Origin of the sequence: Tessaracoccus lubricantis (assembly GCF_039544535.1) — a bacterium.
GTDB classification, from domain to species: domain Bacteria; phylum Actinomycetota; class Actinomycetes; order Propionibacteriales; family Propionibacteriaceae; genus Arachnia; species Arachnia lubricantis.
The window spans coordinates 1-22,904 of sequence record NZ_BAABLV010000020.1 but is presented as its reverse complement, the minus strand read 5'-3'; the positions used below and the strand labels follow the sequence as shown (position 1 = coordinate 22,904).

Below are 22,904 nucleotides of genomic sequence, written 5' to 3'. Positions count from 1 at the left end.
CCGCCGCCGCCGAGGGCCTCGACGGTGGCCCCCCGCGCTGGCAAACTGACGGCCAGCGGCGCTCGCCGCATCCGGCCCCACCCCAGGAGCAGCCATGACCCTGTCCGCCGAAGCCTCAGAGATCCTTGCCAACGACGACGCGCAGATCGCCATCGACGACGTGCGCCTGCGCATCATGAACGGCGACGTCGACTACATCGAAGATGCCACCGAAATGCTCCTCGAAGCGCTCGACGACGAGGACGTCGAGGTCGACGACGACTCCGCCGAGGAACTGGCGCGGCAGCTCTGGTCGGAGTGCCTTGCCGCCTCCGAACAGTGGGTCGACGACGTCACCGATGTCGACCGGGTGGTCGAGGCGTTCGAGGAACTCGAGGAGCGTGGCATCGCCTACGGCATCTTCATGGACTGGTCCGACATCCAACCGGTGGAACCTGACCGTGGCCGCGTGCTCATCTGGGTGAACGAGTGGGAGAACCTCTCCCACGAGGAGGTCCGTGACCTGCGGATCGGGTACACCGGCACCGGCGCCCCGGACGACGAGGTGGCGGCGGAACTCGTCGCCCCCTGCGCGACGCCGGCCTGTCGCCGCGGGGTCCCGAGGACGACCACGTCGAGGTCCCGGTGCTCTGGCAGGTGCATCTCGAGGGCGGCGACGACCTCTGACCCGGCCCGTCCGGGCGCGCCGGTCGACTCAGGCGCGCCCGACGGGCACACTGGCGCACATGGACCAGCGCAACCCGGACCCCGACGACCGCCCGCTCCCGGACGAGCCCCTCACCGACGAGCCCAACGACGCCCCCCTCGACCCCGCCGCGGGCGACCCCGCCGTCGATGAACCCGCCCAGGAGGAACCCCGCAAGCGGTACGCCGACGTCAGCACGTCGCGTCGGGCCCTGTGGGTGGTCGGCGGCCTGGTCGGCGTCTACATGATCGGGCGCGGCCTGTACGGCATGATCACCGGCGAGGAGGAGCAGCCGTAGTGGCCCCATCCGGGCGTGGGTAGGCTGGGCCAATGGAGATTGACGTTCTGGCCTGCCTCAACGCCCGCATGTCCCAGCCGCAGATGGTCACCGCTGACGAGGCCCTCCCCGGCCGCGACACCCCCATCCTCAGCCCCATGCCCACCCATGAGGTGCTGGGCCTGCCGCTGCACGAGGTGCCCGCCGGCGCCGAGGTGGCCTACTTCGCGCTCGGCTGCTTCTGGGGCGAGGAGCGCATGTTCTGGCAGGTCGACGGCGTGCTCAACACCGCCGTCGGCTACATGGGCGGCTTCACGCCCAACCCCACGTACAAGGAGGCGTGCACCGGCCACACCGGGCACACCGAGACCGTCAAGGTGGTCTACGACCCCACCAAGGTCAGCTACGACGACCTGCTGACCCTCTTCTGGGAGAACCACGACCCCACGCAGGTCTACCGCCAGGGCAATGACCTGGGCACGCAGTACCGCTCGGCGATCTTCCCCGTCGACGACGAGCAGCGCGAGGCCGCCGAACGCAGCCGCGCCGCCTTCCAGGAGCGCCTCACCGCCGAGGGCTACGGCGAGATCTCCACCGAGATCACGCCCGGCCAGACGTTCTACTACGCCGAGCTCGAACACCAGCAGTACCTGCACAAGAACCCGAATGGCTACTGCCCCAACCACGCCACCGGCGTGAAGTGCGGGTGATCCCGCTCCAGACCGAACGCCTGCTGCTGCGCGCGTTCACCGACGACGACCTCGAGTTCGTCTTCCAGCTCCACCAGAACCCAGACCTGGTGCGTTTCATCCGGACGGCGACCACGCCGGACCTGGAGACCGCACGCCGGCACCTCGACAAGTTCATGACGCTGCGCGACCACCCCGTGCACGGCTTCTCGGTGGTCGAGCTGCGCACCGGTCCACACGCGGGCACGGCCGTGGGCATCATCATGGTCAAGCCCATCCCGCCGTCGGGCGGCGGCGAGGCCACCGACACCGAGATCGGCTGGCGCCAGGTGGCAGAGCACACTGGCAACGGCTACATCACGGAGGCGGCCGCGGCCGCGCTGGCCGCCGTGCTCGAGACGGGGCTCCCGGAGGTGGTGGCCGTCACGCACCCCGACAACCACGCCTCACAGCGGGTGTGTGAACGCATCGGCATGCGGCGCATCGGCCTCACCGACGCGTACTACGACACGCAGACCCTGCTGTTCCGCACAACCCGCGCCTAAGCTGAACCCATGACGAACCCCGCGCTCGAGGCGCTGGCCTCCTCCGGCATCGACCACACCGTCACGCGCCACGGCCGCGTGCGCTCCCTCGCGGAGGCGGCAGCGGCCCGAGGCGTCGAGCCGCGCGACATCATCAAGACCATGGTCGTGCGCCGCGGCGAGGGCGACTACCTCCTGGCCCTCGTGCCCGGCGACCGCACGATCTCCTGGCCCAAGCTCCGCACGCTGCTGGGGGTCTCCCGGCTCTCGATGCCCGACGCAGACACCGCCCTGGACGTCACGGGCTTCGAGCGCGGCACCATCACGCCGTTCGGCACGAAGACGCCGCTGCCGGTGGTCGCCGACGAGCTCGTGCGCGGCCGCCGGATCTCCATCGGCGCGGGCGACCACGGCGTCGCCGCCACCGTCGACGGCGACGCCCTCATCGCCCACTTCGACGCCACCGTCGCCGACATCACCGAACCGGAAGGCTGAGGCGTGCTGAGCTTCCGGGCCACGCACTCCACGGACCCCGAGGCGGCGCGGCTGCTGGCCGCCTACTTCGCCGAACGCGTCTCCGGCTGGCAGGGCCAGGACACCACCTACCAGCCCAAGCCCGCCGACTTCTCCCGGGGCGCGCTGCTCGTGGCCGAGAAGGACGGCGAGGCCATCGGCGTCGGCGGCATCCGCCCCGTCGCGGGCCACGGCATGGAGGTCAAACACCTCTACGTGGCTCCGGAGGGCCGCGGCACGGGCGCCGGGCGCGCGCTGTTGCGCGAGCTGGAACGCCGCGCCGTCTCGCTGGGCGCGCACCGCATGGTGCTCGACACCAACGCCGACCTGGAGAGCGCCAACCGCCTCTACCGGGCGGAGGGGTACCAGTCGGTGGAGCCGTTCAACGACAACCCCAACGCCACCAACTGGTTCGCCAAGGACCTCCCCGCCACCTGGGTGCTGGTGCACGGCGCCTGCACCTACCCGTCGATCTTCGACGGCTGGCGCGGCCCCCTGACGGCGATGGGCGCGGCCGAGATCCTCGCGCCCGATCTGCAGGCCGGCGCAGACCCGGCCACGCTCACGACGGCGGGCCAGGCCGCGCAGGTGCGGGCGGCGCTCGACGCGGCCCGGCACCCGGTGGTGCTCGTGGGCTGGTCGATGGGCGGGCTGGTGGCGCTGACCGTCGCCGACCACCCCGCCGTCGCGGGCCTCGTCCTGCTGGAGCCGTCGGTGCCCGCCCCGCTGCTGGACCCCGACCGCCGCATCGTCACCCCTGGCCCGGGCCTCCTCGACCCCGAGACCACCTACGGACCCGCCGACGACGGCCAGCCGCGTCGCCCCGAGAGCGCCTGGGCCCGCGACGAGCGCAAGAACGGCGTCGACGTGCCGGCACTGCCCGCGTCCACGCGCGCGCTGGTGGTGTGGGGGCCAGAATTCCCGGATCGTGGCCAGCGGGTGGCCGAGCTCATCGGCGCCGAGGAGTTGGAGCTGGGGGCCAGCCACGTCGACATGGTGCTCGATGGCGCCACGCGCGAGGCCGTCCTGGCCGCGTGGCGTCGGGAGGGCTGAGAGCTCAGCCCCCGGCGCGCCGCACCATCTCCGCGATCCACGTGGGCGCGAACGGCGAGGTGCAGTTGGGCGGCGTCGGGTAGTCCTTGAGCACCTCGAGCCGTTCCCCGATGCCCACGGCCCGCTCCCGCAGCGACGGGTGCTCGATGCCGATCTGCGCCAGCGTGGTGTTCATCTGCCACTGGAGGCGCTCCGGTGCGTCCTTCATCTGCGCCTCGATGAGGTCGAGCAGGCGGGGCAGGTCCAGCCCGTCGGAGTCCTTCCGCACCCGGTCGGCCGTCAGCGCCCAGCCGGCACTGGCCACCACCGGGTCCGCGTCGTCGAACCACTTCAGGCGCAGTTCCTCGGCGTGCGGGCCCTTCATCACGACGTAGCCCACCAGCCAGTCGTGCACCTTCGGCGTCCGCGCCTCACGCAGCATCGCGTCGAGGTCCGCTGCGGAGTACTGCCTGGGCCGGCAGGTCAGGATCGCCAGCAACCTGGCGGCGGTGTCGCCCGTGGCCCACAGGTCCTTGGCGAACTCGTGGTCGGCCTTCATCCGCTTGGCCACCGCGCGCAGCTTCGTGAGGTTGACGGCGTGGTCGTCGCCGTGGCGCTGGTTGACCGCCAGCACCTTGGGGTCCGCGAGGTCGTCCAGCTCGGCCATCACTGCGTCCAGGTCATGCATGGGGCGAGTCTAGGCGGAGGTTGCGCCCCCACGCCGTGACATGATGCCCCCGTGGTGTGGCAATTGTGGGAGGGACAGGCGCGGTTCCGCCGTTCCCTCGAGCAGGTCGCCAACGACGTGCTGGACGCCGCCGGGGTCGACATCGACCCCCGAGCCTTCCTCGTCGCGCTGCCCATCAGCCCCGACGGAGACGTGCTCGTCGAACCGCAGCGCGGCCACTTCGACCGCACCATCCTGAAGCAGGCCAGCACGCTCGCGACGCGTCGCCTCAACAAGCTCGTGCGCGACGGCGAACTCGACGACGACAGCCAGGCCCACCTGGCCGCACTGGAGTCCCGCACCCGACGACGGGTGGTCGCCGACAAGCTCGACGCCGCCGCCCGCGCCACCGGCCGGGTCCACTTCGTGGGCCTCGGGGTGCGGATCGGGGAGCACCTGGCGTTCCCGGTGCTGGCCCTCCACGCCGATCCCTGGCAGGAGCTGCCGCAACTGCCGGACGACGCCGACGACGCGTTCCTCACTGCGCGCTCCTTCCAGGAGGCCGTGGTCACCACCGTGCTCGACGTCGCCTCGCGCGAGCTGGACCGCCAGTCGCCCGGCCAGGTGGTGCGGGCGGACACCGAGGCCGTCCTGCGCGCCGCCGCCGACTCGTTCGTCTCCGCAGTCGTCGCCCGCACCGGCCAGGACCACGCCTTCGGCGCCATGCAGGCCTTCGACGCCGTGGCCGCCACCCGCTACGAGGGCCGCGCGGGAAAGGGCACCCTCGTGCTCGCGCCGGCAGCCGACGACACGGTCACCCGCATCATCACGCTGGAGCACCCCGTGCCCATCGGCCGCACCCGCGGGCTGCGCAAGATCCTCGAGCTCTCCGGCCCGGGGCTGCACCTGCTCTGTGACGGCCGCGAGGTGTACGGGCTGGGCACCTTCGACAACGGCGCCCGCGGCCACACGTTCGGGGTGCGCATCTCCGGCGACGGCTCCTGGGAACTGTGGGACGACGACGTGCCGTTCCTGCGGGTGGACAACGGCATCCCCGTCATGCCCCGCGACCTGCTGGACGAGGACGAGTTCGCGATCACCGTCGAGCGGGTCTTCCCCAACGTGTCGGCCCGCAACGCGCGGATCCTGTGGCGCGTGGCGGTGGCCTGCTCGCAGCAGGCGCACGGCACCATGCTCGTCGTCCACCCCGAGGCCGACAGGGAGGCCGCCCGGCTCCTCCCCCAGGCCTACGCCATCACCCCCACCCGCCTGTCGGACCGTGCGCTGGAGGCGGCCACCAGCATCGACGGTGCGGTGCTCGTGTCGCCGGACGGCCGCTGTCACGCAGTCGGCGTCATCCTCGACGGGCTCGCGACCGGCACCGGGGACCCCGCGCGTGGCGCCCGGTTCTCCTCCGCGATCCGCTACCTGGCCGGCGCCGGCAAGGGCGCGATGGTGATCATCGTGTCCGAGGACGGCCGCATCGACCTGCTGCCGAAGTCGAAGCGCCGGGTGCGGCGCGCGACGGTGCAGCGCGCCGTCGACCGCCTGGTCACCACCGCGGCGGAGGGCGAGGACCCGGAGGCGTTCACCCGGGCCGACCGCGCCGTCGAGAAGATCGAGTTCTACCTCAACCAGGAGCAGTGCGACGCCGTCAACGCTGCGCGCGAGGCGGTGGAGTCGCGCGAGTGGGGCGAGGCGCGGGTGCGCCGGCAGTACATCCCGATCGCGCCTGATCCGGCGATGGACGATTCCTATTTCGTGGACCGTGCAACTCTCAACGACGAGGAGTAGTAGTTCTGCTGGGCCCGCGGCTGCCTACACTGTCGGGGTGAGGAAATGGTCGGTCGCTGCGCTCGGGGTCGCCGTTGCCGTGGCCGGGTGCACCCCGCTGTCGCCGGGGCTGGGGCCCACGCTGACCACATCGTCGCCGTCAGCCGCAGCCACGTCCGCGAGCCCGACGTCCCCGGCGCCCAGCCCCATCACGGAGCCGGAGCTGCCGCAGCGGTTCCCCGTCGACGGCGCGCTGATCGACCACGCCGAGCTCGTCGTCGAGGAACTCCACGCAGTCGCCTCGGGCCTGCCGGTGCTGAAGCTCGACATCACCGCAGACCAGGCGACGCTGACGGCGCTGCGGCCGGACGGCTCGGTGGCGAGCTACCGCTGGAGCGCGGACGAGATCACCCGCGTCGACTCCGACATCCAGTACCTCGAACAGGCCACGTTCGACCCGGCCGACTTCCCCCTGCAGTCGACGGCGCGCATGTTCGACATCGCCGACCTGAGGGGCGTGCGGGGCGAGCTGGTGCTGCAGATCGTGGAGTACCGCGAGGGTCAGGTGTTGATGACGATCACGTCGCGGCCGGAGTCCACGACGGTGTTCTTCCGCGCCGACGGCACCGCCGTCGCCGAGCTGGGCTACACCGGCGTCGCCGACCTCACAGCGGGCCTGGGCGAGGTGCTGGGCGATGCGACGGAGGCGTACGCGGTGGGCTTCAGCCCGAGCCGCGGCTACTGGGCGGACCTGCCGGGCGAGGAGCAGGGGGTGGTGGTGAGCCGCAGCCGCATGGGCGGGCTGCCGGTGTTCGAGACCCGCCGCAGCGAGACGCCGCCGATCGGCACGTTCGACCCCCAGGAGATCGAGCCCGCGACGCTGGCCAAGGTGATCGCGCAGTTCCAGCCGGACCCGGCGCAGCCGTGTGACGTGGTCATCGACCGCAGCACCCAGCGCAGCGGCGCCGTCATGCGCGTCGAGTGCGACGGCGAGGTGCACTACGCCGACCTCGAGGGCCGCGACATGACCAGCCTCATCGCGGACTAGCGCCGGGGCTACTCCCCCAGCTCGTCGGTGCTGAACGTGTCGCACACGTTGGGGTCGCCGCTCTCGAAGCCCTTCGCCACCCAGTACTGGCGCATCTTCGACGAGCCGTGCGTCCAGCTCTCCGGCACCACGCGACCGCCCTGCTGCTGCTGGATGTGGTCGTCGCCGACGGCGCGGGCGGCCTCGACGATGCGGTTGAGGTCGTCCTGCGTCACGGCCTCGATGGGCGAGGCAGGGTCCTCGATGGTGTTTTTGAAGAACACCCCGGCGTAGCAGTCGGCCTGGAGCTCGAGGCGGACGGCGCCCGACTTCGGGCCGGTGTCGTTGCCGCCGGAGCGGGCCTTCTCCATGTCGCCGGTCAGGTTCGAGATGTGGTGGCCGTACTCGTGGCCGACGATGTAGAGCTCCGCCGGATCACTCTGGGACGTGCCGAGGCGCTCGAGCAGCTGGCCCATGAAGACGTCGTCGATGTAGATCGAGGTGTCGCCCGGGCAGTAGAACGGCCCCATCTCGGACGAGCCGGTGCCGCAGGCGGTGCTGATCTGGCCGCTGAACAGCTCCAGCGACGAGATGGGCTGGAAGCCGGAGGTGAACGCGTTGGACCAGTACTGCTCCAGCGCCACGTCGTAGGCGGCCCAGCGGCAGTCTCGGTTCTCCTCGATGTCGGCGGCGGTGTCGCAGTTGAGCTGCTGGCCCTCCTGTTGCTGCTGCGGCTGGCCGGTGCCGCCGCCCAGCACGCTGCCGATGTCGCCGCCGAACAGCAGCGTCAACACCACCAGGATCAGGCCGCCGATGCCACCGCCGACGGCGATGGGCCCGCCGCGGCGTCCGCCACCGCCGCCACGGCGCACGCGGGAACCGCTGATGTCGACGTCAGAGCGATACTCCATGGGAAACCTCCTGCGACTCGGCTTCCGGAGGGCCCCGGAGTACCAGCCAGTTGTTCAACGATAATGTCCATTCCACCGCAGCGTGGGTGCACTGACAAGGATTCCCGGGCCGCAGCGGCACCGCGCCGCCCGGCCGCGCGCTTCCTGAGGGCCGCCTCACGTCCCCACTAGACTGTCCAGATGCGCGTCATCGGTGTCACCAGTCCCCTGCGGGCACCCGTCGCCGATTTCGTCGTGCGGCACGGTGCGCACCCCAGGGTGACGATGTTCGACCACGGCTACGTGCCGCTGCGGCCCCTCGCCGCGGCCATGCAGGACGACGACATCGTCTTCACGTGGTTGGTGCGCGAGGTGCACGAGGCAGACCACCGCCCACCGGAGCGGCACACGGTCTACGTGAGTTCGCCGTCGGAAACCCCTGCGCGCTACCAGCGGGTGGGGGCGTACGCGCTGGTGCTGTCGGACCGCGGCATCCTCGGCACGGTCAACTCGACGGCGACCCCTGCGCCCGGCACGTGGTCGCTGCCCGGCGGCGGCGTCGACCCGGGCGAGTCGCCGTCGGAGGCGGTGCTGCGCGAGGTGTTCGAGGAGACCGGCCAGGAGGTCGTCATCGACCGGGTGCTGACGCTGGAGTCCGAGCACTGGGTGGGCCGCTCGATGAGCGGCCGGTTGGAGGACTTCCACGCGCTGCGCGTGGTGTACGGGGCGACATGCAAAGCACCCAGCGACCCCGTCGTCCACGACATCGGTGGCTCGACTCTTGAGGCCGGCTGGGTGCCGACGCGCGCTTGGCGCTCCTTGCACTGGACCAACAGCTCGCGGACGTTACTGAGCCAGTACGCCCGCAAGCTGTCGTCTGGTCAGTCCCTGAAGTAGCTCATGATGCGCAGGATCTCGACGTACAGCCACACCATGGTGACCGTGATGCCGAGGGCCGCGCGCCACGACTCCTGGGCGGGGGCCTGGGCGGCGATGCCGCGCTCCACCGAGTCGAAGTCGGTGACGAGGTTCAGCACCGCCAGGACGACGGCCAGGATCGACACGCCGATCGCCAGCCAGCCGGCGCCGGAGCCGATCTCCCGCAGGCCGGTGTTGACGCCGAAGATCGCCAGCACGAAGTTGACCAGCAGCACGCCGGCGAGCGCGATGGTGCCGATGGTGACCATCTTGCGGAACTTCGGGGTGACGCGGATGTTGAAGAACTTGTACGCGGCCAGGGTGGCGCCGGCGGTCACGAACGTGGCGAGCACCGCCTGGGCCACGATGCCGGGGTAGACGAACTCGAAGAACTTCGAGAACGCGCCCACGAACACGCCCTCGACCAGCGCGTAGAACAGCACGCCGCCGACGGGCAGCTTGCGGCGCCCGGCCACGAACAGGATGGTCACGAGGCCGACGATGCCCGAGGCGATCACGGCGGGCATCAGCAGCTGCATCGGCAGCAGCATGAAGGTGGCGACGGCGGCGACGGCCACGGCGCCCAGCGTGATGGCGGTCTTGGCCAGCACGTCGTCGAGCGTCATCACGCCCCCGGCGCGCGGGCCGGCCTGCTGCGGCGCGGCGTACGGGTCGAAGCCCTGGCCGTACTGCTGCTGCGGCGGCAGGTAGCCCTGCCACTGCCCGGCCTGCTGGGCCTGCGGCTGGGCATAGCCCTGCGGCTGGCCGTAGCCGGTGTAGCCGCGCTGCTGGGTGTTCTTGGTAAAGGAGTCGGGCCGGCCGATGATCGGATTAGCCATGTGCGTCTCTTTCTGGTCTAAGGTCCCCTGCGGGATCGTCACCCTCAATGGTACGTGCTCCCGCTGTCAGCCTCCTGTGTACCAGAGCGGCCAGCGGATGGCCCCGCAACCTGCCACGATCTTGGGCATGAGCACTCCGCAGAAGGCGACCCTCACGTTCCTCGGCGCAGCCGGTACCGTCACCGGCTCCAAGTACCTCATCACACTCGACGACCGGCGCATCCTCGTCGACGCCGGCATGTTCCAGGGCGAGAAGAAGTGGCGGTTGAAGAACCGCGAGGAGTTCCCCGTCGACCCCTCCTCGATCTCCGACGTGCTGCTCACGCACGCGCACACCGACCACGTCGCGTACCTCCCCGCGCTGGTCAAGCACGGCTTCCGCGGCCCCATCTGGGCCACGGAGGCGACGATCCGGCTGGCCGAGATCGTGCTGCGAGACTCCGGCAAGCTCCAGGAACAGGCCGTCGGCGACGCCGTGCGCGGCGGCTGGTCGAAGCACGAGGTGCCCGAAGCCATCTACACCACCGCCGACGTCGAGGACACCCTCCCGCTGTTCCGCGCCGTCCAGTGGGACACCAACGTTGACGTCGACGGCATCAGGGCGCGCTGGACCAGATCGGCGCACATCTTGGGGTCGGCTTCCATCCACGTGGAGTTCGGCAACCGCTCCGTGCTCTTCTCGGGCGACCTGGGCCGCCACGACCACCCCATCCTCAAGGACCGCGCCACTCCCCCGGGCGCCGACATCGTGCTGATCGAGTCGACGTACGGCGACCGCGAGCACCCGGAGCCCGCGGTGCCGCACGAGGACTTCGCCGCCGCCATCCGCCGCACCGTCGAGCGCGGCGGCCAGGTGGTGGTGCCGGCCTTCGCGATCGACCGCACGGAGACCGTGCTGCACGCGCTGGTCCAGATGCGCCGCGAGGGGCGCATCCCCGAGGTGCCCGTCGTCGTGGACGGGCCCATGTCGTTGCGGGCGCTGGCGGTCTACAGCGACACGTCGCTGGGCGAGTTGCGCGACGACGTCACGGTGGCCGACTTCACCGACCTCGACCTCACCGCCACCCGCGGCTCACGCGACTCGAAGGCGCTCAACAAGCGCACCGAACCGATGATCATCATCTCCAGCTCCGGCATGGCCGAGGGCGGCCGGGTGCTCTACCACCTGCAGCGGCTCCTGCCTGACCCGCGCAACACCGTCGTGCTGACGGGCTACCAGGCCGAGGGCACCCGCGGCCGGGCGCTGGAGGACGGCGCCCGCCAGGTGAAGATCAACGGCCGCTACGTGCGGGTCAAGGCCGAGATCGTGCGCGACCGGGAGTTCTCCGTGCACGGCGACGCCTCAGACCTGATGGACTGGCTGAAGGCGCTGGACAAGGAGTCGGAGGAGGTCTTCGTGACGCACGGGGAGCCCGCCGTCGCGGAGTTGTTCGCCGAGCGCATCTCAGACGAGTTGGGCTGGGTCGCCATCGCCCCGAAGCACGGCGAGGTCATCACGCTGCTCGCCGACGACGAGCAGTTCGAGGACTGAGTGCCCCCGACGGGACTCGAACCCGTACTGGAGCGGGTTTAAGCCGCCTGCCTCTGCCAATTGGGCTACGAGGGCCTCGCCTGAGTGTAGCGGCGGTGAGCGAAAGACCGCGGTCTGATGTGGGCGACCTCCCGGCCCGATAGGCTGAAGGCTCGCACAGGGGGAGGGCCACGTTGACCGCGTTTCTGATCATCGGAGGCGTCGGTATCGCATTGGTCCTCGTGTCGCTGCTCGTCGGTGACGTGCTGGACGGGCTGTTCGACCTCGACGTCCTCGGCGGCGACCTGTTCTCCGTATCCTCCATCTCCGCCTTCGTCGGCGCCTTCGGCTTCGGTGGCGCGCTGGGCCTCGCGCTGAGCAACCTCATGGTGGTCGCCGTGCTGACCGGCATCGTCATGGGCGTGGGGGCCGCGTGGGCCGCCATCCGCCTGACACGCGCGCTGAAGCGCGGCGAGGACGCCGCGAGCTTCCGTTCGGACTCCATGATCGGCCACGCCGGCCGCGTCATCACCGCCATCCCCGAGGGCGGCTACGGAGAGATCAGCATCAGCGTGGGCGGCCACGTGCGCAAGATCGCAGCCAAGGCCGCGCTCCCCGTCGCAACGGGCGACGAGGTGTGGGTCTCGGCCATCCTCTCCCCCACCGCCGTCGAGGTCACGCCCACGCGGGCCCCCGGCGAACTCACCCCTTGATTCACCCGGCACGAACGAGCGAAAGGCACCCATGCCAGATCCTGTAATCACGTCAATCCTCGGCCTCGTCATCCTCCTGGTCCTGATCGGTCTCCTGATCGCCAGCCGGTACAAGGTGGCCAAGCCCAACGAGGCGTTCATCATCACCGGCCGCAAGGGCCGGGAGGTCCGCAACCCGGAGACCGGCCTGGTGTCCACGGACCTGAGCGGCCAGAAGGTCGTCATGGGCGGCGGCGTCTTCGTCATCCCGTTCATCCAGCGCCTCCACACGCTCGACCTGTCGTCGCGGCGCATCATGGTCACCATCCGCAACGCCGTCTCCGGCCAGGGCATCAAGCTCAACGTCGACGGCGTGGCCATCGTGAAGGTGGGCGGCAACGAGGACTCGATCCGGGCCGCCGCGCAGCGCTTCCTGGGCCAGCAGGACGAGATCGAGACCTTCACGCAGGAGACCCTCGCCGGCTCGCTGCGCTCGATCGTCGGTTCGCTGACGGTGGAGCAGATCATCCGCGACCGCGCCGCGTTCGCCCAGCGGGTCACCGACGAGTCCGAGTCCTCCCTCACGGGCCAGGGCCTGGTGCTCGACACCTTCCAGATCCAGGACATCTCCGACGACGGCACCTACCTGTCAGACCTGGGGCGCCCGGAGTCGGCCAAGGTGGGTCGCCTGGCCGCCGTCGCCGAGGCCGAGGCCCGGCGGGAGGCCGAGCAGGCGCAGATCGCCGCCGAGCAGGAGATCGCCATCTCGCAGCGCGCACTCGTGCTGAAGCAGGCCGAGATCCAGTCGGAGACCGACGCGGCCCGCGCCACCGCTGCTGCCGCCGGTCCGCTCGCGCAGGCTGACCGTGACCAGGCCATCCTGCTCGAGCAGGAGAAGGTCGCCGTCGCACAGGCCGCGCTGAAGGAACGCCAGCTCGACACCGAGGTGCGCCGCCCGGCTGACGCAGAGCGGTACCGCGTCGAGACGGCCGCCGAGGCCCGCCGCAACGCGGCCATCTTCGAGGCCGAGGCACAGAAGGCCTCCTCGATCGCCAACGCCGAGGCGGAGGCCGAGCGCCAGCGCCTCACGGGTGTCGGTGAGAAGTCCCGCCGCATCGCGGAGGCCGAGGCCGTCCGCGCCGAGGGCGAGGCGAAGGCAGCGGCGGTGCTCGCCGTCGGCCAGGCCGAGGCAGAGGCCATGGACAAGCGCGCCGAGGCGTTCGCGCACTACAACGAGGCCGCCGTGCTGCAGATGCTCATCGAGGTGCTGCCGCAGATGGCCGAGAAGGTCGCCGCGCCGCTGGGCAACATCGACAAGCTCACCGTCGTGTCCACCGACGGTGCCTCGACGCTGCCCCGCCAGGTCACCGACAACGTGCTGCAGACCATGCAGATGGTCAAGGACACCACCGGCTACGACCTGACCGCCGTCCTCGACCGGATGGCCGGCAAGACCAACGGCGCGTTGGACAACGCCTCGTCCGAACGCTAGCCAGACGAGCAGGCCGGTGGTGCGCCAGTCGCGCCACCGGCCTTCTCATGCCCCGAGCATGCCCTCGACGATCTCCGCGGCCGGTGCCGGGCGCACGCCGTCGGTGCGCGTGCCGCACCACAGCGGGGTGAAGTCGGTGCGGCCCTGGGCCTCCGCCGCGGCGCGCAGGGGCGCCAGGGCGCCGGCCGCCAGGGGGAACGGCGGGGCCGGGTCGGGGAACTCGCCCAGCTCCAGGACCAGGCGGGTGGGTATGCCCCGCGCCGGCCGCCCGGTGAAGGCGCTGGTGACCACCGTGTCGTGTGGCCTCTGGATGGCGTCTCGATGGAACGATGACGTGGTGGCCTCGTCGGCCAGCAGGAAGGCGGTGCCCGCCTGGACGGCGATGGCACCGGCGTCGAGCGCGGCCCGCACGTCGGTTGCGGTGGTGATGCCGCCGGCGGCGATCACCGGACACCCCACCGAGGACCGCACGGCCCGCACGAGATCGAGCGTCGGCATGTGCAGCGAGAGGTCCTCCGACAGGAAGTGCCCCCGGTGGCCGCCTGCCTCCCAGCCCTGGGCGATCACGGCGTCGGCGCCGTGCTCGACCAGCCACCGCGCCTCGTCGACGGTGGTCGCGGTGCTGAGCACGACCGCGCCCCACGCCTTCACGCGGCGCAGCAGCCCTTCGTCGGGCAGCCCGAAGTGGAAGCTGACCACCGGCGGGGCGTAGGGCTCGATCACGTCGCAGACGTGGGCGTCGAACGGGCGACGCGTCACTCCCCCGCCGGTCTCCGCCACCGCGTACTCGGCACGGTACGGCGCCAGCGCGGCCAGCCACGCCTCCTCGCGAGCGGGGTCCGCCGCGGGCATGTGGTGGGCGAAGAAGTTGACGTTGTAGGGCACGTCCTCGACGGCGAGCAGGGTCAGCTCAGCGGTGAGGGCGTCGTCGGAGAGCATGGCGGCGGGCAACGACCCCAGCGCACCCGTGCGGCCCACCGCCACCGCCAGGGCGCTCCCCTGCACGCCCGCCATGGGCGCCTGCACGATGGGGAGTTCGGAGAGCATCAGTCCTCCAGCAGCCCCAGCGCGATGCCGTCGAGGATGTCGGTCTCGCTCACCAGCACGGTTCCGCCGGGGACGCGCAGCGAGATCTCGTCGAGGATCAGGCCGCCGGCGCCGATCACGGCCGCCCGCAGGGGATGCATGCACGGCTCCTCCGCCGTCGCGGCGGCGTGCTGGGTCAGCCACCGGCCGAGGTGCTGCTCGATGTCGTCCCTCGTCAACACCGTCTCGTGCACGGCCTCGCGACGGTACTCCTGCAGGTGGAGCTTCGCGGCTGCGAAGCTCGTCACCGTGCCGGCGACGCCGACGGCGCTGGCCAGCGTCGCGAAGCTGACATCTGCCCCGTCCAGCTGGGCACCGATGTGCGCCCGGGCCGCGGCCACCTCCGCCTCCGACGGCGGGTCACCCTGCAGGAAGCGCTCCTTCATGCGCACCGCGCCGATGTTCAGGCTGACGGCGGAGAGGATCTGCGAGTCCCGCCCCACCACGATCAGTTCGGTCGAGCCACCACCGATGTCGAACACCAGCGACGGCGTCGGGACGCTGACGCCGCTGAGCACGCCCAGCGTCGAGAGATTCGCCTCCTCGCCTCCGGAGATGACGTCGACGCGCACCCCCAGCCTGTCGCGGACGTTGGCCTCGAACAGGGCCCGGTTGCTGACGTCGCGGGCCGCTGAGGTGGCGACGAAGCGCACGCGGTCGGCGCCGGCGCCGGTGATGAGCTCGGCGTACTCCTCGAAGATGCGGTTGGCGCGCTCGAGCGCGTCCGGGTGGAACTCGCCGGTGGCGTCCACCCCCTGCCCGAGCCGCGCGAGCCGCGTCTGCCGGGTGAGTTCGGTGAGTTCGCCGTCGGCACCCCTGCGCACGACCAACAGGCGGATGGAGTTGGTGCCGCAGTCGACGGCGGCGACGGTGGTCACTCCTCCTCCAGGCACGGCGTGCGCCAGAACTCGCCCAGCAGTTCGACCGCCTCGTCGCCCAGCGGGTTGACGCCCGGCCCCTTGGCGAGGGAGTGTCCGACGAGCACGTGCAGGCACTTGACCCGCGTGGGCATGCCGCCCGCAGTGATGCCGTCGATCTCCTCCACGTGGCCGAGTTCCTCGCGGTCAGCGAGGTAGGACTCGTGCGCGCGCCGGTAGGCGGCCGCCAGGTCCTCGTCGGTGGTGAGCCGCTCGGTCATCTGCGCCATCAGGCCCGACGCCTCGAGCGTGGAGGTGGCCGACGTCGCGCGCGGACACGTCAGGTAGTAGGTGGTGGGGAACGGCGTGCCGTTGGGCAGCCGCGGCTCGGTCTTGACGACGCCGGGCTTGCCGCACGGGCACCGCCAGCCGACCTCGACGACGCCGCGGGGCTGGCGCCCGAGCTGGGCCTCGACGATGGCGAGGTCCTCCTGCGTGGGTTCGCTCATGCCTACTACTCCTCCTCCGCGGGCGAGTCCGTGAGCTTCACGGAGGTCCACATCTTCTCGTACCACTCGCCCTGCAGTTCGGGCTCCTCCTGCGTCATCGTGACGCCCTCGAGCGGGTTGCCCTCGGCGTCGATCACGCGGTAGCCCACCTCGCCGGGCATCACCCAGCCCAGCCGGACACGGGCGATGGACCGCACGTATTCGGGGTCGTCCCAGCGCTCCAGCTGGTCCTCCATGTCGGCGATGCGCTCCCGCTCCGCGGCGATCTCAGCGCGCACCGCGGCGAGTTCCTGCGCCTGGGCGAAGTAGACGCGCAGCGAATGCGCGAGCACCAACCCGATGCCGGCGATCACGACCAGCAGCACCGCCAGCCGCCAGGTGGCCGCCATCGCGCGGCTGGCCCGCGGCAGGGGCGCGGGCTTCGGGTTCATCGCCCGGGGCACCTCCTGCTCGGGCAGCGGCTCGACCTGCTGCCGCCTGGTGCGCTCACCCGGACGCGCCGTCGTCCGCGACCGCGGGGTGCCGCGGCCGGGGCCGGTGTTGGCCTGTCGGGAGCGAGGTGTCTGAGCCACCTTCCCAGTTTGCCGCATGTCGCCGATGCCGCCGGAACCGACTCGCACGGGCCCACAAAGCAGTCAGGGCCCTGACCTGGGAGGTCAAGGCCCTGAAGCGGCTTTCGCTGGTGATCAGCCCTGGAAGCGCGGGAACGCCGAACGGCCGGCGTAGACCGCCGCCTCGTCGAGGTCCTCCTCGATGCGCAGGAGCTGGTTGTACTTGGCGACGCGGTCCGTGCGGGCCGGGGCGCCGGACTTGATCTGGCCGCAGCCGAGGGCGACGGCGAGGTCCGCGATGGTGGTGTCCTCGGTCTCACCGGAGCGGTGCGACATCATGGTGCGGAAGCCGTTGCGGTGGGCCAGGTCGACGGCGTCGATGGTCTCCGACAGCGAACCGATCTGGTTGACCTTCACCAGCAGCGCGTTGGCGGTCTGGGTGTCGATGCCGCGCTGCAGGCGGGTGACGTTGGTGACGAACAGGTCGTCGCCGACGAGCTGGACCTTGGCGCCCAGACGGTCGGTCATGAGCTTCCAGCCGTCCCAGTCCTCCTCGTTCAGCGGGTCCTCGATGGAGACCATCGGGTAGGCGTCGACGAGCTCGGCGTAGTAGTCGACCATCTGCTCGGCGGTCTTCTTCTCGCCCTCGAAGACGTAGGAGCCGTCCTCGAAGAACTCGGAGGCGGCCACGTCGAGCGCCAGCGCGATGTCGGCGCCGGGCTCGAAGCCGGCCTTCTTGATGGCCTCGACGATCAGGTCGAGCGCAGCGCGGTTCGACTCGAGGTTCGGGGCGAAGCCGCCCTCGTCGCCGAGGCCGGTGTTCAGCCCGCGCTCCTTGAGGACGGACTTCAGCGCGTGGTAGACCGCCGCGCCCATCTCGAGCGCCTCGGCGAACGACTCGGCGCCGATCGGGGCGATCATGAACTCCTGGATGTCGACGTTGGAGTCAGCGTGCGAGCCACCGTTGAGGATGTTCATCATCGGGACGGGCAGGATGTGGGCGTTGGGGCCGCCGACGTACTTGTACAGCGGCAGGCCGGCCTCTTCGGCGGCGGCGTGCGCCACGGCCAGCGACACGCCGAGGATGGCGTTGGCGCCGAGCTTGGCCTTGTTGTCGGTGCCGTCGAGCTCGAGCATGGCCATGTCGACGATGCGCTGCTCGGAGGCGTCGAGGCCGAGGATCTCCTCGCCGATGACCTCGGTGGCGTTCTTCACCGCGGTGAGCACGCCCTTGCCGCCGTAGCGGCCCTTGTCGCCGTCGCGAAGCTCAACGGCCTCGAAGGCGCCGGTGGAGGCACCCGACGGAACGGCGGCGCGACCCTGTGCGCCCGACTCGAGCTCGACCTCGACCTCGATGGTCGGGTTGCCGCGGGAGTCCAGGATCTCGCGTGCCTGGATGAATTCGATGGATGCCATTTAAGGTCCCTTTCAAAGAGTGGTCTCTTTCGGGCCCAAGCCTAGCTGTAACCGGTTCGGTCTCCCGCGTCGGGGCAGCCGGATTGAGCGTGGTTTCAGTCAGTGCCGGATTCGGCCGCCCGGATCTGTTCCTCGAGGGCGCGGAGGGCCTGCCGGGCGGCGGCGTCCGCGTCGATCCCGTTGGCCTGGGCCCGCGCCACCAGTGAGAGGATCTCGCGCCCGACGGTGGCCTCGTCGACGGGTTCGGCGGGCAGGTCGACGGCGACCGCGTGCGAGCGGGTGCGCGAGACGACCTTGTGGGCCCGGCCGATCACGCTGAGCGATTCGGCGATGCCCTCGAGCGCGGACGTGCGGCCCTTCTCGGCGCGCTTGCGCTCCTCCCAGTTCTGCCACATGTCCTGCGGCACGTCCTCGTCGCCGAACACGTGCGGGTGGCGGCGCACCAGCTTGTCGGAGATGCCCCGTGCCACGTCGTCGAGGGTGAAGCGGCCCTCGTCCTCGGCGATCCGGGCGTGGAAGTACACCTGCAGGAGGAGGTCGCCGAGTTCCTCGACCAGCTCGGTGTCCGACCCGGCCTCGACGGCGTCGACGACCTCGCAGGCCTCCTCGATGAGGTGGTTGAGCAGCGAGCGGTGGGTCTGTTCGGCGTCCCACGGGCACTTGACCCGCAGTTCCGCCATCACCTGGCGCAGGCGCTCGAGCTCAGAGGTCACTGGATGTCGGTGGCAGGCAGCGAGAGCGAACCGGATTCGGAGAGCAGCTGCTGCGTCCAGGGCTCCCACTTGCCGTAGCGGGGGTTGAGCTGCACGTCGAGGTTGTTGGCGGCCTCCTCGATGAACTGCGGCTCCAGCTGGGCCAGCATCGAGGTCTTGACGTTGGCCAGCGCCAGCGGCTCGCAGTCGGACACGGAGAACAGCTGCTCGGAGCCCTGCGCCTGCTGGGAGCCGGCGGCGCGCACCTCCTCGTCGGTGATGTCGGCGCCGAACGAATCGAACAGCCCGCCCAGGAGCAGCGTGCCGACCACGCCCTGGCGGCGCAGCTGGTCAGGTGCCACCTGGAGCGCCTCGGCGCACCCGTCGATGATCTGGTCGACCTCGCTCTCGGTGTACCTGTTGCCGTCGACGACGAGCGCGGTACCGCCGGTGGGGCTGCACCCTGCCAGGAGACCGACGGCGGCGATGCCGGCGAGGGCAGGTGCGAGACGCGTGAGCTTCATCTGGATCCTCTCGAACATGGGGTGGCTTGAAGCACCTCGCTCAGCGTACCGCAGCCCCGCCAGGGGGCCCGAGGCCGCCGCCTCGTGCTCAGGCGAACAACTGCGTCAGCAGCGTGGTGGTCCAACCGAGGTAGTCGTCGGTGTCCGGCTTGGGGACGAGGATCTGGTCCGTGGCCTCCTTGACCACTGAACCGGGGTACAACCGCTGGAGCCGCAGCTGCCTGGATTCCGGCAGCACCAGAGGCGAGAAGCGCACAACCTTGCCCTGCGGCACGATCTCCTGGACGCCGTGCTCCCGCGCGAGGTTGCGCAGGCCGGCGACGCCCAGCAGCTGCTCGACGGGGGGCGGCAGCTCGCCGTAGCGGTCGACGAGTTCGGCGCGCACCGCGTCGATGTCGGCCTCGGTGCGGATCTCGGCGATCTGCTTGTACATCTCCAGGCGGAGCCGCTCGGAGGTGATGTAGTCGTCGGGGAGGTGGGCGTCGACGGGGATCTCGACGCGCATCGTGGGCTCGGGTTCGGTGTCCTCGCCGCGCCAGTTGGCCACGGCCTCGCCCACCATGCGCAGGTACATGTCGAAGCCGACGCCCTCGATGTGGCCGGACTGGTCCTCGCCGAGGAGGTTGCCGGCGCCGCGCAGCTCGAGGTCGCGCATGGCGATGGCCATGCCCGAGCCCAAGTCGGTGTTGGCGGCCATGGTGGCCAGGCGCTCGTGCGAGGCCTCGGTGAGCGTCTTGTCCGCCGGGTACAGGAAGTAGGCGTAGCCGCGTTCGCGCGAGCGGCCCACGCGGCCGCGCAGCTGGTGGAGCTGCGAGAGGCCGAGCTTGTCGGCGCTGTCGATGATGAGGGTGTTGGCCGACTGGATGTTGAGGCCGGATTCGACGATGGTGGTGCACACCAGGACGTCGGCGCGGCGTTCCCAGAAGTCCTGCATCACCTGTTCGAGGCGGTGCTCGCTCATCTGGCCGTGGGCGGTGACGATGCGCGCCTCGGGTACCAGTTCGCGCAGGTGCGCGGCCGTCTTCTCGATGGTGCCCACGCGGTTGTGCACGAAGAAGGCCTGGCCCTCACGCGCCAGCTCGCGGCGGATGGCCGCCTTGACCTGCCCGTCGTCGTAGGGGCCGGCGAAGGTGAGCACGGGGTGGCGTTCCTCGGGCGGCGTGGCGATGACGCTCATCTCGCGGATGCCGGTGATGGCGATCTCGAGCGTGCGCGGGATGGGCGTGGCCGACATCGACAGGACGTCGACGTTGACGCGCATGGACTTGAGGCGTTCCTTGTGCTCGACGCCGAAGCGTTGCTCCTCGTCGATGACCACCAGGCCGAGGTCCTTGAACTGGATCTCCTTGCTCAGCAGGCGGTGGGTGCCGATCACCACGTCGATGCGGCCGGTGGCCAGGCCGTCGACGACCTTCTTGGCCTCCGCGTCGGTCTGGAAGCGCGACAGCTGCGCCAGCTGCACGGGGAAGCCCGCGAAGCGCGAGGCGAACGTCTGGTAGTGCTGCGTGACCAGCAGCGTGGTGGGCACCAGCACGGCCACCTGCTTGCCGTCCTGCACGGCCTTGAACGCCGCGCGCACCGCGATCTCGGTCTTGCCGAAGCCGACGTCGCCGCAGATGAGACGGTCCATCGGCACGACCTGCTCCATGTCGTGCTTGACCTCGGTGATGGCCGAGAGCTGGTCGTGCGTCTCGACGTAGCTGAAGGCGTCCTCCAGTTCGCGCTGCCACGGCGTGTCGGGGCCGAAGGCGTGGCCCTTGGTGGCCTGGCGAGCGGCGTAGAGCTTGATCAGCTCCGCCGAGATCTCGCGCACTGCCTTGCGGGCCTTGGCCTTGCGCTTGTTCCAGTCGGCGCCGCCCATCTTGTCGAGCGTGGGCGCCTCGGCGCCGACGTAGCGGCTCAGCTGGTCGAGCTGGTCCATCGGCACGAACAGCCGGTCACCGGGGTGGCCGCGCTTGCTGGGCGCGTACTCGATGACCAGGTAGTCGCGGGTGTTGCCCTGCACGGTGCGCTGCACGAGTTCGACGAAGCGGCCGACGCCGTGCTGCTCGTGCACGACGGGGTCGCCGGCCTTGAGTTCGAGCGGCTGGATGGTGGCCTTGCGGCGCTGCGGGAGCTTGCGCTCGGCGCGGTCCACCTCCACCTGGCCGGTGAGCTCGCCGGCGGTGATGACCTCCAGCTTGGGGCCCTCCGCGCGCCAGCCGTGCCGCAGCGGTGACAGCACGACGGTGACGCGGCCGGTGACGGGTGGCTCGGTCAGGTCGTCGAGGGCCGCGGCGATGCCTGCCTCGCCCAGGAGTTCCACGAGGCGCGTGGCCAGGCCCGGGCCCTCGACGGTGAGCACCACGCGCCAGCCGTCGGCCAGCCGGGTCCTGATGTGGGTGACGGCCGCGTCGGTGTCCCCGCGGAACCCCTCGACGGCGGAGACGTCGAGCTGGCGCGAGTGCACGGAGTCGGCCTCTGGGACGGCGGGGCCGGAGTCCTCATCGCCGGGCGCCGCCATGAACGGCGACAGCGACCACCAGCGGTGGCCGATCTCCAGCGCGTGCTGGCGCACGTCGCCCAGTGCCCAGTAGGCGGAGGCGCCGAGGTCGATGGGTGAGCTGCCGCCGCCGGCCGCCGCGGCCCAGGAGGCCTCGAGGAACTCCTGGCTGGTGGCCACCAGTTCCGCGGCCCTGGTGCGGATGAGTTCGGGCGAGGCGGCGAGGATGAGCGAGCCCTTGGGCAGCACGTCGACGAGCAGTTCGAGGCCGTCGACCAGCACGGGGATGAGCGCCTCCATGCCCTCGACGGCCTGGCCCTCGCCGACGCGGGTGAGCATGTCGCCCAGCTCGGGGTGCGCGGCGGCGAGCTTCTTCGCCCGGTTGCGCACCGCCGTCGTGAGGAGCAGTTCGCGGCACGGCGGCGCCACGATGACGTCCGCGGTCTCGCCGGTGGAACGCTGGTCCGCGACGGTGAAGTAGCGGATCTCGTCGACCTCGTCGCCGAAGAAGTCGATGCGCACGGGGTGGTCCGCCGTCGGTGGGAACACGTCGACGATGCCGCCGCGCACGGCGAACTCGCCGCGTCGCTCCACGAGGTCGACCCGGTTGTAGGCGGCGCCGGCGAGGTCTGCGAGCAGCGTGCCCAGCTCGTAGGTCTCCCCCACCGCGATGCGCACCGGTGCCATGTCGGCCAGGCCCTTGACCTGGGGCTGGAGGACGGAGCGCACCGGCGCCACGACCACCTGGGGCGTGGGCTCGTCGGCCTTGCCGGCGAGCCGGCGCAGCACGGCGAGCCGCCTGCCGACGGTGTCGGCGCGGGGCGAGAGCCGCTCGTGCGGCAGCGTCTCCCAGGCCGGGTAGTAGGCGACGTTCGCCTCGCCGAGGAGGCCGCCGAGCTCGCTGGTGAGCTGCTCGGCCTCGCGGTACGTGGAGGTGACGAGCAGGACGGTGCGGCCGCTCTCCTCCGCGATGGCGGAGGTCAGCAGCGGGAAGAACGAGCCGACGGTGGTGACGTCGAGGGTGGTGACGCCGGAGCGGCGTGCGTCTGCGAGCGTGTACTGGAACGCCTCGGATGCCTCGAGCGCCTGGAGGAGGCCTGGGTACTTCACTTGGTCAATCCTTCCACGGCCCGGGCGGGGGGCTGGGCGGGTGCGCCGTGAGCAATTGGATGGGGTCACGGCGCGACACGCCGCGAGTTCAGGGGGTGAGTGCAACAGATCTGAAGGGGATGTGTTGTGTCGGTCGCGGAGAAGCGTGG

Annotated in this window: 23 protein-coding genes and 1 tRNA gene; 12 read left to right on the top strand and 12 right to left on the bottom strand. The window is 70.9% G+C overall.

All coding sequences use genetic code 11. The features are described 5' to 3' along the window. The first annotated feature begins 94 nt into the window (after window positions 1-94). From ABEA30_RS15940 to ABEA30_RS06240, 6 genes are read left to right on the top strand one after another with little or no spacing between them, the layout of a single operon-like run. Window positions 95-838, top strand: coding sequence for a DUF6891 domain-containing protein (locus ABEA30_RS15940; RefSeq protein ID WP_425584614.1), 744 nt, complete (start codon window positions 95-97; stop codon window positions 836-838). Continuing rightward, window positions 726-983: a hypothetical protein gene (locus tag ABEA30_RS06260; protein WP_345580608.1), complete on the top strand. Its 258-nt coding sequence runs from the start codon at window positions 726-728 to the stop codon at window positions 981-983. Before ABEA30_RS15940 ends, ABEA30_RS06260 begins: the two co-directional genes overlap by 113 nt. Before the next feature lie 32 nt (window positions 984-1,015). Beyond that, on the top strand, window positions 1,016-1,672 hold the full coding sequence (gene msrA, locus ABEA30_RS06255; RefSeq protein ID WP_345580605.1) for a peptide-methionine (S)-S-oxide reductase MsrA: 657 nt from the start codon (window positions 1,016-1,018) through the stop codon (window positions 1,670-1,672). Further along, window positions 1,669-2,196 (top strand): GNAT family N-acetyltransferase, encoded by a 528-nt coding sequence (locus tag ABEA30_RS06250; RefSeq protein WP_345580602.1) that lies wholly within the window; start codon window positions 1,669-1,671, stop codon window positions 2,194-2,196. The genes msrA and ABEA30_RS06250 overlap by 4 nt, the downstream gene beginning before the upstream one ends. Window positions 2,197-2,205: 9 nt before the next feature. Next, complete coding sequence (locus ABEA30_RS06245; protein WP_345580599.1) at window positions 2,206-2,670, top strand: aminoacyl-tRNA deacylase; 465 nt, start codon at window positions 2,206-2,208, stop codon at window positions 2,668-2,670. Window positions 2,671-2,673: 3 nt separating this feature from the next. Continuing rightward, window positions 2,674-3,741 (top strand): GNAT family N-acetyltransferase, encoded by a 1,068-nt coding sequence (locus ABEA30_RS06240; protein WP_345580596.1) that lies wholly within the window; start codon window positions 2,674-2,676, stop codon window positions 3,739-3,741. A gap of 4 nt (window positions 3,742-3,745) precedes the next feature. On the opposite strand, the gene ABEA30_RS06235 is transcribed toward ABEA30_RS06240, so the two are convergent. Beyond that, window positions 3,746-4,408, bottom strand: a complete 663-nt coding sequence (locus tag ABEA30_RS06235; RefSeq protein WP_345580593.1) for a DNA alkylation repair protein — start codon at window positions 4,406-4,408, stop codon at window positions 3,746-3,748. A gap of 51 nt (window positions 4,409-4,459) precedes the next feature. Here ABEA30_RS06235 and ABEA30_RS06230 point away from each other — a divergent pair, with 51 nt between their 5' ends. Further along, complete coding sequence (locus ABEA30_RS06230; protein ID WP_345580591.1) at window positions 4,460-6,181, top strand: DNA integrity scanning protein DisA nucleotide-binding domain protein; 1,722 nt, start codon at window positions 4,460-4,462, stop codon at window positions 6,179-6,181. A gap of 37 nt (window positions 6,182-6,218) precedes the next feature. Then, window positions 6,219-7,208: a hypothetical protein gene (locus ABEA30_RS06225; RefSeq protein WP_345580588.1), complete on the top strand. Its 990-nt coding sequence runs from the start codon at window positions 6,219-6,221 to the stop codon at window positions 7,206-7,208. Window positions 7,209-7,216: 8 nt separating this feature from the next. Here the strand turns inward: ABEA30_RS06225 and ypfJ are convergent, their stop codons facing one another. Beyond that, complete coding sequence (ypfJ, locus tag ABEA30_RS06220; protein ID WP_345580585.1) at window positions 7,217-8,098, bottom strand: KPN_02809 family neutral zinc metallopeptidase; 882 nt, start codon at window positions 8,096-8,098, stop codon at window positions 7,217-7,219. Window positions 8,099-8,278: 180 nt separating this feature from the next. Between ypfJ and ABEA30_RS06215 the strand changes: the two genes are divergently transcribed. After that, window positions 8,279-8,974: an NUDIX hydrolase gene (locus ABEA30_RS06215; RefSeq protein ID WP_345580582.1), complete on the top strand. Its 696-nt coding sequence runs from the start codon at window positions 8,279-8,281 to the stop codon at window positions 8,972-8,974. Here ABEA30_RS06215 and ABEA30_RS06210 read toward each other — a convergent pair. Continuing rightward, entirely contained in the window at window positions 8,959-9,834 is an 876-nt protein-coding gene (locus ABEA30_RS06210) for a Bax inhibitor-1/YccA family protein (RefSeq protein WP_345580579.1), read from the bottom strand. The two genes, ABEA30_RS06215 and ABEA30_RS06210, sit on opposite strands and share 16 nt — an antisense overlap. A 127-nt stretch (window positions 9,835-9,961) precedes the next feature. Between ABEA30_RS06210 and ABEA30_RS06205 the strand changes: the two genes are divergently transcribed. Then, window positions 9,962-11,365 (top strand): MBL fold metallo-hydrolase, encoded by a 1,404-nt coding sequence (locus ABEA30_RS06205; RefSeq protein WP_345580576.1) that lies wholly within the window; start codon window positions 9,962-9,964, stop codon window positions 11,363-11,365. 1 nt (window position 11,366) lies between these two features. Here ABEA30_RS06205 and ABEA30_RS06200 read toward each other — a convergent pair. Continuing rightward, window positions 11,367-11,440: transfer RNA gene (locus ABEA30_RS06200), tRNA-Leu, on the bottom strand. Window positions 11,441-11,538: 98 nt separating this feature from the next. Here ABEA30_RS06200 and ABEA30_RS06195 point away from each other — a divergent pair. Both ABEA30_RS06195 and ABEA30_RS06190 read left to right on the top strand, forming a co-directional pair. After that, window positions 11,539-12,057, top strand: coding sequence for a hypothetical protein (locus ABEA30_RS06195; RefSeq protein WP_345580573.1), 519 nt, complete (start codon window positions 11,539-11,541; stop codon window positions 12,055-12,057). Window positions 12,058-12,088: 31 nt separating this feature from the next. Beyond that, window positions 12,089-13,528 (top strand): flotillin family protein, encoded by a 1,440-nt coding sequence (locus ABEA30_RS06190; RefSeq protein ID WP_345580570.1) that lies wholly within the window; start codon window positions 12,089-12,091, stop codon window positions 13,526-13,528. A 45-nt stretch (window positions 13,529-13,573) separates the two neighbouring features. On the opposite strand, the gene ABEA30_RS06185 is transcribed toward ABEA30_RS06190, so the two are convergent. The 8 genes from ABEA30_RS06185 to mfd form a co-directional block, all read right to left on the bottom strand. Beyond that, window positions 13,574-14,575 (bottom strand): NAD(P)H-dependent flavin oxidoreductase, encoded by a 1,002-nt coding sequence (locus ABEA30_RS06185; protein WP_345580567.1) that lies wholly within the window; start codon window positions 14,573-14,575, stop codon window positions 13,574-13,576. After that, window positions 14,575-15,492 carry a Ppx/GppA phosphatase family protein gene (locus ABEA30_RS06180; RefSeq protein ID WP_345580564.1) on the bottom strand — a complete coding sequence of 306 codons (918 nt, stop codon included), beginning with the start codon at window positions 15,490-15,492 and terminating at the stop codon, window positions 14,575-14,577. The genes ABEA30_RS06185 and ABEA30_RS06180 overlap by 1 nt, the downstream gene beginning before the upstream one ends. Then, a complete protein-coding gene (locus tag ABEA30_RS06175) occupies window positions 15,489-15,980 on the bottom strand; it encodes a DUF501 domain-containing protein (RefSeq protein WP_345580561.1) in 492 nt (163 codons plus the stop codon). Before ABEA30_RS06175 ends, ABEA30_RS06180 begins: the two co-directional genes overlap by 4 nt. 5 nt (window positions 15,981-15,985) lie before the next feature. Continuing rightward, window positions 15,986-16,552: an FtsB family cell division protein gene (locus tag ABEA30_RS06170; RefSeq protein ID WP_345580558.1), complete on the bottom strand. Its 567-nt coding sequence runs from the start codon at window positions 16,550-16,552 to the stop codon at window positions 15,986-15,988. A gap of 114 nt (window positions 16,553-16,666) precedes the next feature. Continuing rightward, window positions 16,667-17,947, bottom strand: coding sequence for a phosphopyruvate hydratase (gene eno, locus ABEA30_RS06165; protein ID WP_345580555.1), 1,281 nt, complete (start codon window positions 17,945-17,947; stop codon window positions 16,667-16,669). Window positions 17,948-18,042: 95 nt separating this feature from the next. After that, the gene (locus tag ABEA30_RS06160; RefSeq protein WP_345581293.1) at window positions 18,043-18,627 is read right to left on the bottom strand and encodes a nucleoside triphosphate pyrophosphohydrolase; all 585 of its coding nucleotides are present in this window, start codon (window positions 18,625-18,627) and stop codon (window positions 18,043-18,045) included. A 29-nt stretch (window positions 18,628-18,656) separates the two neighbouring features. Next, a complete protein-coding gene (locus ABEA30_RS06155) occupies window positions 18,657-19,163 on the bottom strand; it encodes a hypothetical protein (RefSeq protein ID WP_345580552.1) in 507 nt (168 codons plus the stop codon). Window positions 19,164-19,251: 88 nt separating this feature from the next. Next, the gene (gene mfd / locus ABEA30_RS06150) at window positions 19,252-22,755 is read right to left on the bottom strand and encodes a transcription-repair coupling factor (protein WP_345580549.1); all 3,504 of its coding nucleotides are present in this window, start codon (window positions 22,753-22,755) and stop codon (window positions 19,252-19,254) included. Between the last annotated feature and the right edge of the window lie 149 nt (window positions 22,756-22,904).

Coding starts and splice junctions, on each gene's coding strand:
- ABEA30_RS15940 (WP_425584614.1), top strand. CDS start 95: ATGACCCTGTCCGCCGAAGCCTCAGAGATCCTTGCCAACGACGACGCG.
- ABEA30_RS06260 (WP_345580608.1), top strand. CDS start 726: ATGGACCAGCGCAACCCGGACCCCGACGACCGCCCGCTCCCGGACGAG.
- msrA (WP_345580605.1), top strand. CDS start 1,016: ATGGAGATTGACGTTCTGGCCTGCCTCAACGCCCGCATGTCCCAGCCG.
- ABEA30_RS06245 (WP_345580599.1), top strand. CDS start 2,206: ATGACGAACCCCGCGCTCGAGGCGCTGGCCTCCTCCGGCATCGACCAC.
- ABEA30_RS06235 (WP_345580593.1), bottom strand. CDS start 4,408: ATGCATGACCTGGACGCAGTGATGGCCGAGCTGGACGACCTCGCGGAC.
- ypfJ (WP_345580585.1), bottom strand. CDS start 8,098: ATGGAGTATCGCTCTGACGTCGACATCAGCGGTTCCCGCGTGCGCCGT.
- ABEA30_RS06215 (WP_345580582.1), top strand. CDS start 8,279: ATGCGCGTCATCGGTGTCACCAGTCCCCTGCGGGCACCCGTCGCCGAT.
- ABEA30_RS06210 (WP_345580579.1), bottom strand. CDS start 9,834: ATGGCTAATCCGATCATCGGCCGGCCCGACTCCTTTACCAAGAACACC.
- ABEA30_RS06205 (WP_345580576.1), top strand. CDS start 9,962: ATGAGCACTCCGCAGAAGGCGACCCTCACGTTCCTCGGCGCAGCCGGT.
- ABEA30_RS06190 (WP_345580570.1), top strand. CDS start 12,089: ATGCCAGATCCTGTAATCACGTCAATCCTCGGCCTCGTCATCCTCCTG.
- ABEA30_RS06185 (WP_345580567.1), bottom strand. CDS start 14,575: ATGCTCTCCGAACTCCCCATCGTGCAGGCGCCCATGGCGGGCGTGCAG.
- ABEA30_RS06175 (WP_345580561.1), bottom strand. CDS start 15,980: ATGAGCGAACCCACGCAGGAGGACCTCGCCATCGTCGAGGCCCAGCTC.
- eno (WP_345580555.1), bottom strand. CDS start 17,947: ATGGCATCCATCGAATTCATCCAGGCACGCGAGATCCTGGACTCCCGC.
- ABEA30_RS06160 (WP_345581293.1), bottom strand. CDS start 18,627: ATGGCGGAACTGCGGGTCAAGTGCCCGTGGGACGCCGAACAGACCCAC.
- ABEA30_RS06155 (WP_345580552.1), bottom strand. CDS start 19,163: ATGAAGCTCACGCGTCTCGCACCTGCCCTCGCCGGCATCGCCGCCGTC.